Annotated in this window: 15 protein-coding genes; all 15 read right to left on the bottom strand. The window is 44.0% G+C overall.

The window, feature by feature from the left end:
* Window positions 1-5: 5 nt before the first annotated feature.
* The 15 genes from AC1U9Z_RS13745 to AC1U9Z_RS13675 all read right to left on the bottom strand — a co-directional run bounded on the left by AC1U9Z_RS13745 (window position 6) and on the right by AC1U9Z_RS13675 (window position 17,157).
* Window positions 6-140: a hypothetical protein gene (locus AC1U9Z_RS13745; RefSeq protein ID WP_333529368.1), complete on the bottom strand. Its 135-nt coding sequence runs from the start codon at window positions 138-140 to the stop codon at window positions 6-8.
* A gap of 56 nt (window positions 141-196) precedes the next feature.
* The gene (locus AC1U9Z_RS13740; RefSeq protein ID WP_479957908.1) at window positions 197-478 is read right to left on the bottom strand and encodes a DUF503 domain-containing protein; all 282 of its coding nucleotides are present in this window, start codon (window positions 476-478) and stop codon (window positions 197-199) included.
* Window positions 479-538: 60 nt separating this feature from the next.
* Window positions 539-1,378, bottom strand: coding sequence for a zinc metalloprotease HtpX (locus tag AC1U9Z_RS13735; RefSeq protein WP_479957906.1), 840 nt, complete (start codon window positions 1,376-1,378; stop codon window positions 539-541).
* 310 nt (window positions 1,379-1,688) lie between these two features.
* Entirely contained in the window at window positions 1,689-2,042 is a 354-nt protein-coding gene (locus tag AC1U9Z_RS13730; RefSeq protein ID WP_479957904.1) for a CGGC domain-containing protein, read from the bottom strand.
* A gap of 92 nt (window positions 2,043-2,134) precedes the next feature.
* Window positions 2,135-2,971 carry a DegV family protein gene (locus tag AC1U9Z_RS13725; RefSeq protein ID WP_479957902.1) on the bottom strand — a complete coding sequence of 279 codons (837 nt, stop codon included), beginning with the start codon at window positions 2,969-2,971 and terminating at the stop codon, window positions 2,135-2,137.
* 18 nt (window positions 2,972-2,989) lie between these two features.
* Window positions 2,990-4,603: a DAK2 domain-containing protein gene (locus tag AC1U9Z_RS13720; protein ID WP_479957900.1), complete on the bottom strand. Its 1,614-nt coding sequence runs from the start codon at window positions 4,601-4,603 to the stop codon at window positions 2,990-2,992.
* A 194-nt stretch (window positions 4,604-4,797) separates the two neighbouring features.
* Window positions 4,798-5,811 (bottom strand): FG-GAP repeat domain-containing protein, encoded by a 1,014-nt coding sequence (locus AC1U9Z_RS13715; protein ID WP_479957898.1) that lies wholly within the window; start codon window positions 5,809-5,811, stop codon window positions 4,798-4,800.
* A gap of 67 nt (window positions 5,812-5,878) precedes the next feature.
* Window positions 5,879-7,984, bottom strand: coding sequence for a DNA helicase RecQ (gene recQ / locus AC1U9Z_RS13710; protein WP_479957896.1), 2,106 nt, complete (start codon window positions 7,982-7,984; stop codon window positions 5,879-5,881).
* 150 nt (window positions 7,985-8,134) lie between these two features.
* Entirely contained in the window at window positions 8,135-10,132 is a 1,998-nt protein-coding gene (locus AC1U9Z_RS13705) for a RiPP maturation radical SAM C-methyltransferase (protein WP_479957894.1), read from the bottom strand.
* Between the two features lies 1 nt (window position 10,133).
* Window positions 10,134-12,023: a YcaO-like family protein gene (locus AC1U9Z_RS13700; protein ID WP_479957892.1), complete on the bottom strand. Its 1,890-nt coding sequence runs from the start codon at window positions 12,021-12,023 to the stop codon at window positions 10,134-10,136.
* Window positions 12,020-13,867: a YcaO-like family protein gene (locus AC1U9Z_RS13695; protein ID WP_479957890.1), complete on the bottom strand. Its 1,848-nt coding sequence runs from the start codon at window positions 13,865-13,867 to the stop codon at window positions 12,020-12,022. Before AC1U9Z_RS13695 ends, AC1U9Z_RS13700 begins: the two co-directional genes overlap by 4 nt.
* Entirely contained in the window at window positions 13,860-14,801 is a 942-nt protein-coding gene (locus tag AC1U9Z_RS13690) for a class I SAM-dependent methyltransferase (protein WP_479957888.1), read from the bottom strand. The genes AC1U9Z_RS13695 and AC1U9Z_RS13690 overlap by 8 nt, the downstream gene beginning before the upstream one ends.
* A 105-nt stretch (window positions 14,802-14,906) precedes the next feature.
* Complete coding sequence (locus AC1U9Z_RS13685) at window positions 14,907-15,212, bottom strand: Nif11-like leader peptide family RiPP precursor (RefSeq protein ID WP_479957886.1); 306 nt, start codon at window positions 15,210-15,212, stop codon at window positions 14,907-14,909.
* 65 nt (window positions 15,213-15,277) lie between these two features.
* The gene (locus tag AC1U9Z_RS13680) at window positions 15,278-16,450 is read right to left on the bottom strand and encodes an ABC transporter substrate-binding protein (protein ID WP_479957885.1); all 1,173 of its coding nucleotides are present in this window, start codon (window positions 16,448-16,450) and stop codon (window positions 15,278-15,280) included.
* Window positions 16,447-17,157 (bottom strand): GNAT family protein, encoded by a 711-nt coding sequence (locus AC1U9Z_RS13675; protein ID WP_479957883.1) that lies wholly within the window; start codon window positions 17,155-17,157, stop codon window positions 16,447-16,449. Before AC1U9Z_RS13675 ends, AC1U9Z_RS13680 begins: the two co-directional genes overlap by 4 nt.
* Between the last annotated feature and the right edge of the window lie 22 nt (window positions 17,158-17,179).

Genomic DNA, 17,179 nt, shown 5'->3' with positions numbered 1-17,179 from the left:
CCCCCTTATTTAAAAGTTATATCGTTTAACTTAAACCAACCAAAATTATCAAGGGTATCCGCTAAAAGGTTAAACAGGATGTTTTGTTCTTCAAAGGTTAAGTCTTCGATTTGTTTTAATAATTCTTCTACCCGTGTCATTACCTGTCCTCCTACTATCTTTTCCATACCAAGATATTTTTACCATTACGGTAATTTTAAAGGATTTCAATGGAATAATCCATTAAATCTGCTTCTCCATTAAACTTTATCGTTCGGATTACCGTATCCAACATCTGGTTTACGTGGCTGGTTTCATTACTAACTGCCGCAACGCCAAGGGTCGCCCTCTGCCAGAGGTTTTGATTGTCTACCTCTGCAATTGACACATTATATTTGCTGCGAATTCGATCAATCATACTCTTCAAGACTCGCCTTTTTTCCTTTAAGGTGGTGGCACCACTAATATGCAGCTCAACCGTCATTATACCAATAATCAACGATAGCCCTCCTTTGGGGGTGTAATAAGGCACCCTGATAACAGAGTGCCCCATTTTTGTTTAAAACCTCATTTGACGGAGCCTTTGCACACGTTCCTCGGTGGTGGGGTGGGTACTAAAAACTCTGGCAAAGGATCGTGCTGACAATGGATTGGTAATAAACAGATGGGAAGCCGCCGGGTTCACTTGCATGGGAATTTGGTGGGCTGCCCTTTCCAATTTTAGCAGGGCATTGGCTAGGCCATCGGATTTACCGGCTATTCTGGCTCCCAATTCATCGGCACCATACTCTCGGGAGCGAGAAATGGCCAGTTGAACAATGGTGGCTGCAATGGGTGCCAGGATGGCCAATACCAAAGCACCAAGGCCGCCGCCTTCCTCATTATCCCCCCTCATGCCGCCAAAAATAGCACCCCACTGAATGATATTGGCAATCCAGGTAATGGCCCCGGCAAAGGCCGCCGCTATGGAACTTACCAGAATATCTCGATTTGCAATATGGGCTAATTCATGGGCCAGCACGCCTTCCAATTCCCCCCGGTCACAAAGGTGCAGCAGGCCCTCGGTTACTGCCACAGCGGCATGTTCGGGATTACGACCTGTGGCAAAGGCATTGGGTTGCTGGGAGGGGGTAATATAAACCTTGGGCATGGGCAGTTGGGCCCGTCGAGCCAGATTTCTAATCATGTCATACAATTCAGGAGCTTCCTGTTCCGATACTGGTTGTGAACGGGTCATCTTGATGGCCATTTTATCACTGTTAAAGTAGCTAATAAAATTTATCCCTAGTGAAATCAGAAGAAAAAGGGTAGCACCTTGGGTTCCTCCCACTGCTTGGCCAATGGTTATTAATATAACACTGAGTATCCCCATTAATAGAATCGCTTTTATATTATTCATTTCCCGGGTCCCTCCTTCATTATTTTTATTAAGGTAATCTTGATTTCTCTGTATTATATTATTATTGCCCATCACCCCCTCTTTATGGCTAAAAGTATAAAATAAAAGACCCTTAACACAAAGCTCTGATACAGAACCTTGTGTTAAAGGTCTTGCCATTGGAAAACCAACAACGAAGCCAGGCACTTAAATGCGCCGTACTGTTGACCCCGTTTCTCTGGGCTACTCCCCTCTAACTATTTATAATATAAGACAAAGGCAATCGGTTTGTCAATAGGTGCAGTTTTGCACCTATTGACCCTTTAAACTGCTAGTAATTATGGGTACCAATAATGACCTCTTTAAACTTTGTTTCTAATTTTTTCTTCAAGCCCTCTAAATCAATGGGGCAAGCAGCAGTCTGAACGGCCTTAACCATACAAGTTCCGATATGAACTGCATCGATATCGCTTTCCAGGTAATCGGCTTGTTCCAATAAAAGCTGTGCCCGTGGCATTACTAGGCCTGGGCAGTCCCCACAGCCGGTCATAGCTACAATTTTGACTTCATCTTCATGACGGGCAAATTCTCCCTCTTTTAAATCAGAGGCTTTAAAACATTTCAAACAAGCAACACAGCTAACATCTCTAATTTTTTTACAAGTAAAGATAGCAATCCTTTTCATAAGATCCCTCCTAAAGATATTCTTAGGAGATATTCTTCGTTTAAGAAAAAAAACCTTCTATAAGATTAATTCGCTAGGATTTTTTTTGCTGCTTATACAGTATAATAAATGATTCCGGTAACTCCCGGCCCAGTATGACAACCGATCACAGGCCCCACGTCGCCCTGCCATATTTCACGACAATTTAAACGTTCCTTGGATTTTTGCAATAAAATCCCTCTGGCCTCCGGGTCACCTCCGGCTAAAACTGCACAAACCATTTCAGCCCCGGCAGTATCTTTTTCAATAATTTGCATAATTCTTTCTAACCCCTTGGCTTTGCCACGAACCTTTTCATAGGGATACACCAGGCCATCCCTTACACAAAGGAGAGGCTTAATATTTAGCAGGGAACCCAAAAAGGCCTGGGCCTTACCAATTCGCCCTCCCCTTTCCAGGTGATCAAGTGATTCCACAAGAAACAAAATTCTCATCTTCATCGTCAGTTGATTGATAATTTTTTTTACTTCTTCATAGGTCTTTCCTTCATTTACAGCCCGGGAAGCTGCAATGGCCATGAAACCGACACCCCATGTGGCTGATTGGGTATCAATAACCTCCACCTGGCCGGTAACCATACTACTGGCAATACAAGCGGATTGATAGGTTCCACTTAACTTACCGGACAAGGTGAGACAAAGCACCCTGTCACCAGCCGCAGTTTTCTCTCGAAAAACCTGGGCAAAGTCACCGGGGGAAGGCTGAGATGTGGTAGCAAAATCCCCTTGCAGCAACCGATTATAAAATTGATCCGGTGAAATATCAATCCCATCCCGATATACATCCTGGCCAATTATCACCTTCAGGGGCACTCTGCTTATATTAAACTTATGATATAAATCTCCCTGTAAATCTGCAGTAGAATCTGTGACGATATTTATCGTTGGCATGACATCACCCGCCTAATTTTACTCCACTGATAAGATGAAATAATAAAGTGGCTGTCCGCCATAATGGAGTTCAAATTCAATATCCGGAAAAATATTTTGTAATTCCGTCCGTATTTCCTCTGCCCGGTCTCCGATTTCCGCTCCATAATAAAGGGTCACCAGCGAATGATCCTCAGCCAGCATATTATTAAGCATATCTTTTAAAACCAAAATAAGTTCTGTTCCTACGGCAACAATCGTTCCTTCCGCTAGTCCAATCAGGTCGCCCTGTTCGATTTTCAGACCGTTATGGGTGGTCTCCCGAACAGCCTTGGTAACCTCCCCGGTTTTTATAGACTGAGCAGCCTCACTCATTCTCTGAAAGTTATCTTCTAAATCTCCCATTGGATTTTGAACCAGCAGTGCACTTAAACCCTGGGGAATTGTACGGGTTGGTATGACCTTGACCTTCTTATTACTAGACATGTTGGCAGCTTGTTCAGCGGCTAAAATAATATTTTTGTTATTGGGAAGAACCAGAATACCCTTGGCATTCACTCCCTGTATGGCTCGGACGATCTCCTCTGTGCTAGGATTCATGGTTTGACCACCAACTATTACGGCATCCGCACCAAGGCTATTCATAATATCGATAATACCTTCCCCGGTACCCACCGTAACAATGCCAAACTCTTTTTCTTCAACGGACTCTTTTTTTAACTGTTTACTTTGATCCTTCATATTGTGAATCGCTACCTCATGGATGGAACCATAGTTTAGACAACTTTCCAATACCAGTCCAGGGTGATTGGAATGAATATGTACCTTGGCCACTTGTTCTGAGCCAACGACCATCAGGCAGTCACCATAGGGGGCCAATTCATGACGAAGTGTGTCCAGGGGAATATCTGAACCTTTGACAAGAAATTCCGTACAATAAGTAAAGTGAATTTCCGTATCTAATTCCCGGCCAACACCCTTCGTATATTTGTCCTCCTGCCGGGCAGTAAAATCCATTAACAGAGTAATGTCCTCAGCCCGTTTTAAGATACTTAGAATTCCTTCCAAGATAATGACATAACCTTTACCGCCAGCATCCACAACTCCTGCTTCTTTTAAAACCGGTAATAGCTCGGGTGTTTCGCTAAGTGACATTCTTGCTTCGCGTAAGGTTATAATCATAACCCTCAGTAAATCATAGTTTCTTAGCACCGCATTTCTAGCCGCCTCTGCGCTGCGTCTCATTACGGTCAGCATCGTACCTTCTACGGGATTCATAACCGCCTGATAGGCTAAATTAGCCCCTTCTTCCAGGGCCTCAACAACCTCCAGGGCATTTGCCTTTTCCTTGCCGGCTAAGGCCTTTGCCAATCCCCGCACAAGTTGTGATAAAATAACCCCCGAATTACCCCTTGCTCCCATCAAACAAGCTTGGGCCGCTGCCTCTGCAACTTCACCAATATGGGTTGACTCTATATTTTGAACCTCTTTAGCCGCAGCTAGAAGGGTTAGATACATGTTATTTCCGGTATCCCCATCTGGTACAGGAAATACATTTAGGGAATCTATTTCTGATTTATGTCGGGCAAGCAAGTTTGTGCTGCCCAGAATCATCATTTTTAAACCTTGTCCGTCAAAAGAATATAGACTCACGATGGCCTCCTAAAAAATGTGTATTAAAAAACTACAATTTTATTAAATTCTCCTTTAAGTGAAATACTCCTGCCGTGCATCTACAAAAACAACCGCTCCGATGCTACCTGTCCAATAACGGACATGTGCCTTTGGCCATGGGCTTCAAACCGCTAACGATAGCATGGCCCAAAGCCCATGGCACATGGCCAAAACTAAAACGGATATTTTACTTGCCACACCTGGAGTATCCCATTATTCGTTCCTACGATAAATCGATCTTGACTTATAATGGCTAGGTCATGGATAGGCCCTGCCGCTTTAACTACCCAATCCGGTTCATTGGTTAGGCCGGGGCTGAAAAAGCCAAAAACAAACCCCGCCGGGGAACCGGCTATTAATAAAGATCTTTCTTCCATTACCGATTGAGCCGCTAGCCCTGAAACAACCGTTCCTAAATTATTTGTCACCATGCCTAACTGCAATTGGTTGTCGGCTGTATAAATTCTTACCAACCCATCATTGCCCGCAGTGGCCAATTCCTCTCCTGGATTGGCCAGCAAATTAGCGGCGGCTAATCCCAAAATCCCATAGGGTAGATTCACCAGTCCAGGTCCTTCATCAAAGCCGGTTTCCGTTAAAAAGTACGTAACAATGGCCGAAGCATTATTCTCCCCATAAGCTATGGCCAATAACTTTGGCTTGTTGGGTTCTGGCAAAAAGGCTGTAATATACCTGGGAGGACCGGGTAATTGTCTTATGGAAAGCAATTGTGGTCTTAGGGATGGGATATTTTCCCCGGTAAGCAGGTACACATAAAGTGTGTCATTACCACTGGCAATGGCAGCCAGTTCCTCTCGGCCATCCCCGTCTAAATCTGTCACCGTTATACCGATTATGTTGGCACCAGGTTCCGGTTCTGTTTGCCACAATTGACTGAGAACCCCGCCAACATTGGCCAATGCTATCATTCGATCTTCCGTTCCTGCAAATATGATGTTCTGACCAAAGGGGCTAAAGCCTACTTTTAAACTTAATATCGGCTGCCCCAGATTGAAAACGGCTGCTTGTTTATAAGTATCATTGGCTGGACGATAGACATAAATAGTAGAACCACTGGCCGCCACCAGATCCTTTGCCTCGCTGGAAAAAATATTTCCACTCTCAACTTGCAGCGGTCCCGCCAATGTTACTTGATAAAGGATTTTTGATAGGGTTATGGTTAACACCCCCCTTTGTTGTATCAATACTAAAATATGCTTTTAGTACAGTACAAATGTCGAAAGGGTATTCGATTTATGCCTTAAATATTTTATATTTACAGATGACAGCTTTAATGGCCATATAATCAATATCGGCCGGAAGTTCTTCCTTAATGGGCTTTAATTTTTCCGCACCCAATTCTTTAATTTTCTCTAAAATTAATTTTTCAAACTTTTGAGGAATCAATTGATCCCAAAGAATCTCGTACCCTTCCACGCCACAGCGAAAGATATGATCCTGTACGGTTACTGACTTTAAGTTTCTCTGCTTGGCAATTTCTTCTATGGAAAGACCTTCCTGAAGCATGTGATAGGAAACAACATGACTGGGCTGCTCCTTTTTATCATGCCCTTTATCATTTGGAACATTTGCTCCCACGAAATCTCTAATTATTTTTAGAAAATCCTGGCCGTATTGCTCCAATTTTGCTTGCCCAACTCCCTTTATAGTAAGCATTTCCCTTTCATCTGTGGGGCAATGCTTACACATTTCCCTTAGGGTGCCATCGGAAAACACAATATAGGGTGGTACATTATTTCGCTGGGATATTTCCTTGCGCATCTTTCTTAGTTGTTCAAAGAGGGAGTTATCTGTTTCATTTACCAATTCTTTTTTTCTAACCCTTTGGAAAAACTTCTCGTGACCTTTTAGCACCGGAATGGCCTTGGGTTGCAACTTAGCAACCGGGTATTGTCCTTCGGTCAAATAAATATAGCCTTCGGCAATTAACACATGCATAAGGTCACTGATTTCCTTGGTGGTGTACTCCTTCATTAAACCATAGGTGGATAGGCGGTTAAATCCATTTTGGACTACCTTTTTATTTTGTGAGCCCTTGAGGACGTTCGCTACCAGGGAAATACCATATTGTTCCTGCATACGCAAAATGCAGGACATTATTTTCTGACTCTCTACGGTTCTATCCACCAGTTCCCTGTCATCCTTGCAATTGCTGCAGTTATTACATGTTTCCGGAGCATTTTCTTCATCAAAATATTTTAAAATCGTTTCCCGCAAGCAGCGAGTGGTATGGCAATAATCAACCATCCCCTGTAATTTTTTGTATTCATTTGCCTTTCTTTCCGGTGCTACTTGATTTTGTTCGATTAAGAATTTTTGTATTTGTACATCCTGTGAGCTATAAAGCAAAATACATTGACCCGGTTCCCCATCCCGGCCGGCACGGCCTGCCTCTTGGTAATAGGCCTCCATATTTTTAGGCATGTTGTAATGAATCACGTAACGAACATTTGATTTGTCAATGCCCATGCCAAAGGCATTGGTGGCCACCATAATTTGCAGGTCATCATAAAGGAATTTCTCCTGACTGCGGATTCTTTCCTGGTCCGTTAAGCCAGCATGGTATTTCCCCACCGCATAACCTTCTCGCTGCAACCAGTGCTGAAGATTATCCACTTCCTTTCTGGTGGCAGCATAAATAATGCCTGCTTGTCCCCTATTGCTGGCAATGTAATCGGCAATAAAATCCTTTTTATTTTCCCCCCTGATAACTGAGAAAAATAAATTCTCACGGTTAAACCCGGTCACATAGATGCTTGGTTTTTTTAACGATAGTAACCGTACAATATCCTGGGTTACCTCTTCCGTGGCCGTTGCAGTAAATGCCGTAATTATTGGTCTTTTGGTTAGTTCCTTAATTAATGTGCTAATTGCCAGATAGCTGGGTCGAAAGTCATGTCCCCATTGGGACACACAATGTGCTTCGTCCACTGCCAGCATACTGATGGGTATGGATTTGATGCTATTGATAAATCTTTTCGATTCCAGTCTTTCCGGGGCCACATAAAGAAGCTTATACTTGCCGCCACTGGCATCAAAGATCCTTTTTTCCACTTCATTGCCTGCCAGGGAACTATTAATATAGGTGGCTGCAATACCTAAACTATTTAGTGCATCCACCTGATCTTTCATAAGAGATATTAAGGGCGAAATAACTAAGGTGGTGCCTTGAAACATTAATGCCGGTATCTGATAACAAACCGATTTACCGCCACCCGTAGGCATAATACCCAGGGTATCCTTACCTTGTAAAATGCTGTTTAATATTTTATCCTGGCCACTTTTAAAGGATGCGTAACCAAAATATTGTTTTAATATTTCTCCAGCATTTTTTAACACTGCAACACCTCCCATTAGCCATCAGCCGGGCTACTACCAACCTATTTTACCTTATAATTACACAGAACAAAACCCTACAGCCATTAAGTTGTAGGGTATCGTGTTTGTTGCATTCCAGTCTATTTGCCCAGACCTGTTGATCATGCCCTATCAAATGTCCTTAAGCCAGGCCAAGGACGGTACGGACTTATTGGCCCTTTTATTGTAAATGGTTTCGCTTGTTGCCAGGTTCAATACCCAGCCACCCAGATTCAATACCAGCTTATATTCCATCAGTCTATTAATAACATCAGCCAATTCCTGGGGTTTTACTGCCAAACCGTAATGCCGGTTGAAGTTTTCCAGCAACTTAACCGCCAGCCTGGGCTGCTTGCAAAATTGAAGCACTTGATGTTCAAGCCCCGCCAAGTAATATTCATTTTGCAAGGCGCAATCCCTGGTGTCTGTAATGATCGTCATATCTTCCAACTCAGACATGATTAGCTGCGGCCTGTTATCACTCTTATTGATGCTTAGCAGGCCACCACCTAAGTCTAAATTCCAACCTGAATAAAAGGCCCTGTTCCACTCATTAAAACAGGCCTTGATCCGCTGGGCACCTAAACCTGCACCTCTTGCTGCCTGGGTATAGTCCTCAAAAAAGCAGGCCATATCTTCAATTTCACAACTGTCAAGGGGATAGATGTAGCCATAGGTTTTAAATGGGGACAACTTTAGACCATATTTGTCCGGCTGGTCGTAATAGGAGCTAAAGCGGTCAAATCTTATTTTGCTGACACTGTTCGGCGGTTCAAGATGATAAATCAAAGGAAGCCACTGGGCTGTTTCATGGTTCCAGTTATCATCTTCACCGGGTATGCCAATAAGGTAATTCCACGCTACTTTGATGCCGTTTTCCATGGCATATTTAAGCAAAGCAACATTCCCGGCTGCAAAATTCCCTTTGTTCATTAGTCTTAATGAATTGTCATGCAGGCTTTCAATACCTGGCTGGATCCAGCTGATGCCAGCCCTTCTCAGGGCCTTTACTTGTTGTTCATTTAAATTGGCTTTGGTTTCGAAAAAAAATGTATATTTTGGGGGCTGGGTTTCGGAGATGCGGGGTAAAAGTTCTTTAAAATGGCTCATCGCCATAATGTTGTCCGAAGCAAAAAACTTATACGTTGCATATTCTTGTGACAACTCCGTAATCTCATCAACTACTCGATCCACCGATTTCTTTCTATACTTGGCATTTTTTCCGTTGAGCCCACAAAAACTGCACTTATGCCGTTGACCCCACCAGCATCCCCTTGAGGTCTCGATCATTAAAGCAGGTTTGATATCTGTCTTATCGAAATATTTTCCCAGTTCTTCAAAGTAATCTACATAATCAGGTACCGGAACCAGATTCAAATCATCGATTGACGCCACAGGACATGTGGTATCGTTATGCTTAACCATTTGCACAGACTCCCGGGAAAGCATGCCATAGGGCAAATCCGTCACCTTGACAGCGGTTCCCTTGGCAAGCAGCTTCTCGCAAAAATCCGGGAAATTTAAATCTGCTTCCCCGGACATGACAAAATCCAGCCAGGGAAAACATTCTAATGTGGTCTGTCCCATGATCCCTTCACAGTTTGCTCCACCCATGAGGGTTACGATTTCCGGGTTCAATTCCTTCAGTTTCCTAAGCAGTGCCAGTGAAGCACAGTGCTGCTGGAACATTGAACTGCAGCCAACAATTCTGGGCTTCATCTCCAGTATCCTGGTAGCAGCCTCATCGATAAAGGCAGTGGCTTCTTTTCTTATTTCCAGCAAAAATTTGAAGATATTTTTATGTTCGCTTAATTTATTCAGGACAATTTCGATAAATTCCTGTTCATGATAGGAGGCTACCGCCAAGTCAAGATACTGGTGGTCATCAACATGAAAGTCGGGAAAAGCAGCCCTTGAAAAGGTCCATTCGGCCAAAAGGCTCGCTGGATTTAACAAATGTAAAATGATATTATAGTTTTTAATACCGATTCTTTCCGCAAACCAAAACTTCGTATGAACCGCCTTGGCATCAATACCCCTTCCCTTAGCTGCCGAAACCAACTGCCCCACACCGATGGAAGGCATGTGCAGTACATCGTAAGGCATTGAAACAATACATACATCCGGCACTTTAATCCCCCCAGGCCATATGTTTTTGTTGATCGATCGGGTTTTCTATCTGCTTTTCCTTTAACCTGAGCCGCATCTCCCGGATTACCCCATAGGAGCAGTTCGTTCTGACATCACATGCTTGGCAATTAAAACAAGCGAGGGATTTATAGAGACACTTCAGAATTTCTTGAGGCACTCCGGCCTGCTGCACAACCTGATCTAAAATATCCCGGTCATAAAAATGATTTAAAAAACCAACGACCTCCCCATGCTTCATCCCTCTCATTAACGCTCCGGTATAATCCCTTAGACAGGCATAATAAGCTGCCTTGGCATCTTTCATGTTCTCCATATGCGTCGCAACATAACTAAATCCCCTATACGCTTCCTTAAATCGGCGCAGTTTATAACAGGAAGCCGCGAGTAAAAGATCCCAGCTCAACTGACCACCGGGTAAGTCCTGTTTTAAAGGCACTCCGGCACTAAACTCCAGGCTGTTTTCAAGAAGCCAATTCCTTTTATATGACAAATATCTAACCAGTTTTTCCACCTCAGCATCAGAGGCTTCGGGTAGTTTTCTAAGGATATTTCTAATTACATCCAAGCTGTTTTTTTCTCTTAGCCTTTGGCTGCCAAAATTAAAAATTTCGCTGAAGCCGGGTACCACTACCTGAAAGCTGCAAAATCCCAGATAGGAAACGTCCCGGATCATTATTTCATAACCTTGGTTCACGAATTGGCCAATAACATACGCCAGCAGTTCATTATTGGTTTTCCCCTTATGGTCGGCAAAGGGTGTAAATTCATAGCTGTACTTTTCGTAAAAAAACTGTTCCGGGTATTGTCCCGCCGCCACCTTTAGAATATTGTGTAAATTGTCCGGCCCGTCCACCTGTTCAAAGCCCTCGGCAATGCGGCAGGCCTGGGCTGCAGTTGAAATATCCCGGCCCTGGAACATCTCCGTAAGGGTTCGTTCCAGGGCAATTTCAAACACCGGATGAGCCCCCAATTTAACCACATAGGTTCGGGCAGCCAGATTAATTAAGACAGCTGCGATGACGGGAAATTCGCCGCCCAGGGAACAGTCTTTGATCATTAACCTGTAAGGCCCCATCTTTTCTATTTTCCTAATTAGGCCGTAAAGACGTTCATACTTACTTAAATACCACTCAGGTATGGTAGGAGGTGAAAGACTTTCATTAATGATGCGCACATTGGCATGGCGTTCGAACAGCTCGGACAAGCCCTGTAACAGTGCTTCTTCCCTGGTATTACCCGCACAGGTGCCATTGCTGCCATAGATGGCCCTTAAAATGGAGACTGGCATATAATAAAGCTTTCCAGTCTGCAGACTGAGAAAGGGGATGGTCACAAAATCATGGCTGCAGCCCTTTGGCCGAGAGAAACTCCACGGTTTAAGCGATTCATATTTTTCAACTGCCGCCCCATCAATATTAAAAAACCTCGCCGCCAGTGAACCAAGCATAGCACTGCCGGACTCAATTTGTTCATCCCTTTGTCTGATTATTTCCAGCAACTTGTCTACCCATGGGTTATGCTCTGCCGCCAGTTCCTTGATATTCATCAGTCTTTCATCCGGCGTATAATAAAAACTACCGTATTGCCAAACAGCCTCGTCATAATCACCGGGATAAAGCAGATCATTCTGGATTCTCTCCATTAATTCTGCATAGGCGCTGGCCAGAGCAAACTCAGGCGTTGCCCCCTTGCCGTTTTGTCCCACTGCTGTTCCCGCAATTTCCACCCGCAAGGAGCAACACCCGTCCACCTTGGAGTCCGTCCACCGATCAATGGTAGAGATCCCCAGGCCATGCAAGATGCCTCTGATTTTATGCACTGTTTCCGATGGCGGAATCTCTTTATACTTGTTATGCAAAAGCAGGCTCATAAAACACCTCCGCCATGAAGGATTTCAGCCAGTCCCTCCTGCTTTACCGGATTGGCCACATATCTTTCCTTGATCACCTTATATACTTTCTCAGTCTCCTGGTAGCAACAGTATTTAAGGGCCTGACAATTATCGCAGTCCCAACAGCTAAATTGGGGGTAAATGCGATCAAAAACCTGCTCCGGCTGATTTAATTGGTGGCAGACCCTTTGGGCAATCTCCGGCTGGTATAATTGCTGCAAAACAGCCTGGGTTTCCGCCCGGTCTACGCCGGCTGATTTTGCCTTAGCATAATCCGCCAGGCAGTTATAATAGCAATATTGATCACCTTCGGCAGCATCATGAATTAGAGCCATCGACCTAAATACCCGGCAGGCCTCGTCCCATCTGCCAAGCTTGCACAGACACACAGCCATCAGAAAATCAACTTCTCTACTGCCACCGGGCAGTACCTTGACAAGGGGTCTGCCTAGGATCATGTGCATATGATTTTCTAACAGTGAATACCTTTTAAATCGTATATACCTAATAATTCTTTCCAGTTCCAGGTTGGAAGCCTGGTTAAGATTACAAACTGTTTTAGATAAGGCAGTGTATGTTTTAAGTTCCTTTGTCCTCAATAGATCCACCGGATACATTTCACTGAACCCAGGCACAATGATCTGGTAACTGGGAAAGCCAAGAAATGAAACATCCCTCACCAGCAGGTCGTAGCCCTGGTTAACCAGAAGCTGAACCATGCCCTGCAGCATGGCTTTGTTGGGCTGCACAGATTCCGCTATAAAGGGTGTAAATTCATAGCTGAATTTATCTGAAAGTAATGCCGCAGGATATTGACCTGCTCCAACCTTGGCAATATTGACAGCATTATCCCTGTGATCTAGGAAGTCGTCACCATAACCCAGGCTGCAGCTTTGGGTAAAACTTTCAATGCTTTGGCCCTGGAAGGCTTCGGTCATGGTTCTTTCCAGGGCGATTCGAAAGGATGGGTGGACCCCAAGTTTCAGGCCAAAGGTACCTTTGCTGGTATCGATGATGATGGTTCCTACCACTGGGTACTTTTTACCTAGAGAACAATCCTTTACCACAACTTTATAGCGTCCGCTTTGCTGAATGCCCTGGATGATTTTATACAAACTCGGATCGTTCATCAGATAATGATCCGGTATGGTTGGTGGAGTGATCCGGTCCGTAATCAGCTTTTTGTTTACATAACGTTCCATTATTTCTGACAAGCCCTGTACCAGGGCTTCCTCCGGGGTATTTCCTGCACACATCCCATTGCTGCCATAGATGGAGGAATACATATCATAAACGAGATATTGGGGCTTCCTCTTGATATAGCTATAGAAGGGGACAGTAATGGCACTGTGAGGATGACCCGGCGGATTAAACAGGGTCCAGCTTTTTATGCACGCCAGCCTGTGGCTGCTGTTGATTTCAGGGGGCTGCCCCATACTCATGGATATAACATGATTCAACAGGACATGATCCATTGCTGCAATTTCTTCATAGGAAAAATACCTTTCATCGGGGGCCACCAGAAAATCTGCATGGGCAATGGCTTCATCGCTTAAGCCGCCAAGATAGAGCATATTATTCTGCATACGTTCCATAAGCTCTGCATAAGCACTGGCCATTGCATAAGCCGGGTCCGTTCCTTTACCATTGGTACCCATGGATGTACCGGCAATTGTAACCCTGAGGGCATAACAACCTTCAATGCCGGTGTCAAGCCAATTGTCAATGGTTAGAATACCCATATCGTAGAGAATATTCTTGATCTTGTACACTGTATCTACTGGTAAGGCATCCTTAAACCGGCTATATCTCAAATCATCCATTCTTGTCACTCTTTTGAATATATTTTTCTTTTTCAACTTCCCCTGTCACCAGCACATTTGCCCCTCCCTGCCATTCCCAGATGTAGTTTTCTCCAATATTCTGAAGCAGGTAATCTCGCTTGGCCAGCAGCAGAGTTAGATACTGGTCGCATTCTTTCCTGCTGATATATTTTTCTGTCTCCGCAAGCTCCAGATAGTTCAGCAGCTTTTGTCTTTCGGCTTCATACATGCCCAGAATATATTCCTGCTTTTCACTGGCAGCCATCGCCGCATTGCTTAGGGAGAAAACCTTGCCAATGGGATACAAAGAGACGTTATGGAGACCTGCTTCGGCAAAAAAATGGGGTATTTCTGATGAAGGTATTCCTCCGGTGTAATTGGCCAGGGGATTAATTGCCTGGTACATCTGCCATACCTTTGCTTCCAACCGGCATAATTCTTTATGCCAGGCACATTCAACCGGATAGTAGCCCCTATGCCAGGTCTGGTCAACAAAGGACATGGCCGTGATGGATATAATCATTCCCCCGGGTCTGGTTACCCGCATCATCTCCGCCAAGGCCCTTTTAGGGTCTTCTATACTTGTAAAAAAAGTATGGCTTACCACCCCATCAAAGCTATTTTCAGCAAAGGGCAACCCACAGGCATCCCCAACCATAAATTCAAGCCTATCTGCCATACCTTTATTCTGTGCTGTCACCTGAGCTTGCTGAATAAATAAAGCATCGTTATCGATGCCGACAATTTTTAAGTTTTCTGCCCCAGCAGCAAGATAACGGGTAAAACAGCCTGTGCCACAGCCTACGTCCAGCAGTTTCATGCCCTGTTTGATCATACAGAACTTCAAAATTAAAGGCCTTAGGTCTTCACTCAATAATGTTTTTCGTGTCATTTCCATATAGGTAGGGTTTTGAAAATATTTGGACCAGATCATCTTAAAATCCACCTTATGGTATAAAATTTTTTGCCGCAAAACTGATATGTTAGAAGCAGGTAGGGCGGCCCAAGCCGCCCTACCTTTATTCCGGCTTCTGTTTCACTAAACAGCAGCTGCAGCTGCAGGTGCTGCTGCGGTAACGGTAGAACTAACAACAGTTGCTGTATTATCATCACTCCAGCCACCTGCCACTTGCCCCAGATCCGCATCGGAAAGTTCACCCTGTTTTTGCGAGAGAGACTCATTGAGTTTCTTCATGGTGGCAGTAAAATCATCAAAGCTTAATCCACCAACCGCACCTTTGGCAACCTCAAAGGCTTCCTCCGGGCTTTTGCATTCCTTCAGCTTATTCTGCAAAGCCTCATCTTTGCCCAGCTTTTCAAAAAAGCTCTTCATTGACTCTGTCATATTATGACCCCCTTATTTTTTTTATTCAAAAGGCCCTAGGGCTTTTGATCGATTGGAAAATTACCCTACCTTTGCTGTACCGGGATTTCCCGGTACACTTCATCCGTAACCATCAATAATTCAAAGGGTATTTTAAAACCTATTTTTTCAGCCACCTTGGTATTAAATACAATCCTTGGTGCAGATTGAAATGACTGGGTTAATTGCCGGGGTTTGGTGCCCCGAAGGCATTTAATGATGCTGTCAGCGCCAAAACGTCCCACGTTTAATTCATCCATCACCGACACCGTCAGCAGTGCCCCGTTTGCAACTTCCACATTGCCCAACTGGGAAAAAATTGCTACTTTTTGTTGATAAAAGGGCGTAAATAACTCCGGCAGCTTGGTACTTTCCAGCGAAGCAACTGTAACAAACATTGCATCCACCTGGGTCGCCAGCTTATCATAGGCTTCCTGAACCTCCCGATAGTAGCGTTGGTAATCCTCCGGATTTCGGGGTTCGGCAACATAATACTTGACTACCTCAAATCCCTTTTCTGCGGCCAGGGTTTCAACCTCATCTACCGCCGAATATACCCTCGCTATATCGGAATCCTCGTAAACCATGCCTAACTTTTTGAATTTCATAATATCGTAAAACACCCTGAGCTGACGCTCAAAGCGACTTTGATCCATATGAGCCCACAGGTGATCACGCCCCGAATCTTCCACTGAATCAATAATTCCAGCACGTACAGCATTCGAAGCGGCAAATACGAAAATATTGGTACCCTGGGTTTCCTCGCTTAAGGCAACACCCGCCTCCGTTCCCATCACCACCATGAGATCCAAATCCTGCTGCATTTTCAAACGCTTAATAACTGCATCATTATCACAATTTTTCATGTTGTAAAATGCATCGTAAATAAATTCAATATAAGGACTAACCTCCCTGGTTGCCAGCCACTGCCAAATTTCCTTGGCATCACTGCTGTTGCTGACCTGCTCAAACCCTTTAAGGTCAGTAAGCCAACCCCTTTCATACAAACCATTCACAATTCCCACCAAGGTTTTGGAGTAGGTAATAAATCCCTCACTCTCACAATAACCGATGCGCCACTTGCTGCCATCTTTTCTGATAACAGGGGTAAGCTTATCTTCTCCAGCCGTGGCCTGGGAAGGATTCAGGTTGACTAGCCCGTTTAAATTTATCGTTAACAAACTAATGACAATGAAAGAAATTATGATTGTCTTTTTCAATGCTGCTCCCTCAATTTTTTGGCAAACATGATTTTGATACCTTCCTCATCCCTAGACTGGGAAAAACCAAAATAACCTTTGTCAAATAACTGCCGTTGTTCTTTAAAAGAAGTGTTGGGCACCTGGATGCTGCTGCTTTTATCCAGTTTTAATGGCTTAATATAATCTTTGTACACAACATACCGATCCCATTGATAATACAGATTACCCAACTTGGCGATATGAAGACCCATTGAAGTAACTGTTTTAATGCTGGGATAGTTATAGGGTGATACGGTGGTAAACAAATATCTGTAATTCTTTTTTGCTCGCCGGGCTAGTATATCCGCCATTCTCTTTTGCAAATTATTTCCCCGCAAATCGGGATGAACCATGGACAATTCAAGCTGGGCCACACCAAGCAATTCTTCATCATTGAAATTAAGCTGCCGGGCCATATTATCTTGGCGGTGACCGGGAAATAAAATGGAACATACAGCGTAAAGTCTGTCCCCAATAAACAGCCCTATGGATTCTCCGCTGCCGCTCATGATCTGATAATGTTCTTCCGGGGACAAAGGCACACAAAAACTCCTGCTTTTCATTAAACTTAAAACAAAATCCTGTAAAGCCATTAGTTGAGGCAGATCATTCGTATCAAGCATCCTAATCACGCAGGAGTTAACTTGTAAGTCCCGTTGATTTATTATTTTTCCCTGTTCGATCATCTCGTCACCCCAAAGGTTGAAG

This window comes from Desulfotomaculum sp., from assembly GCF_982386235.1.
Note: the sequence above shows the minus strand (reverse complement) of the source record. Positions and strands in the feature narration are given on the sequence as shown.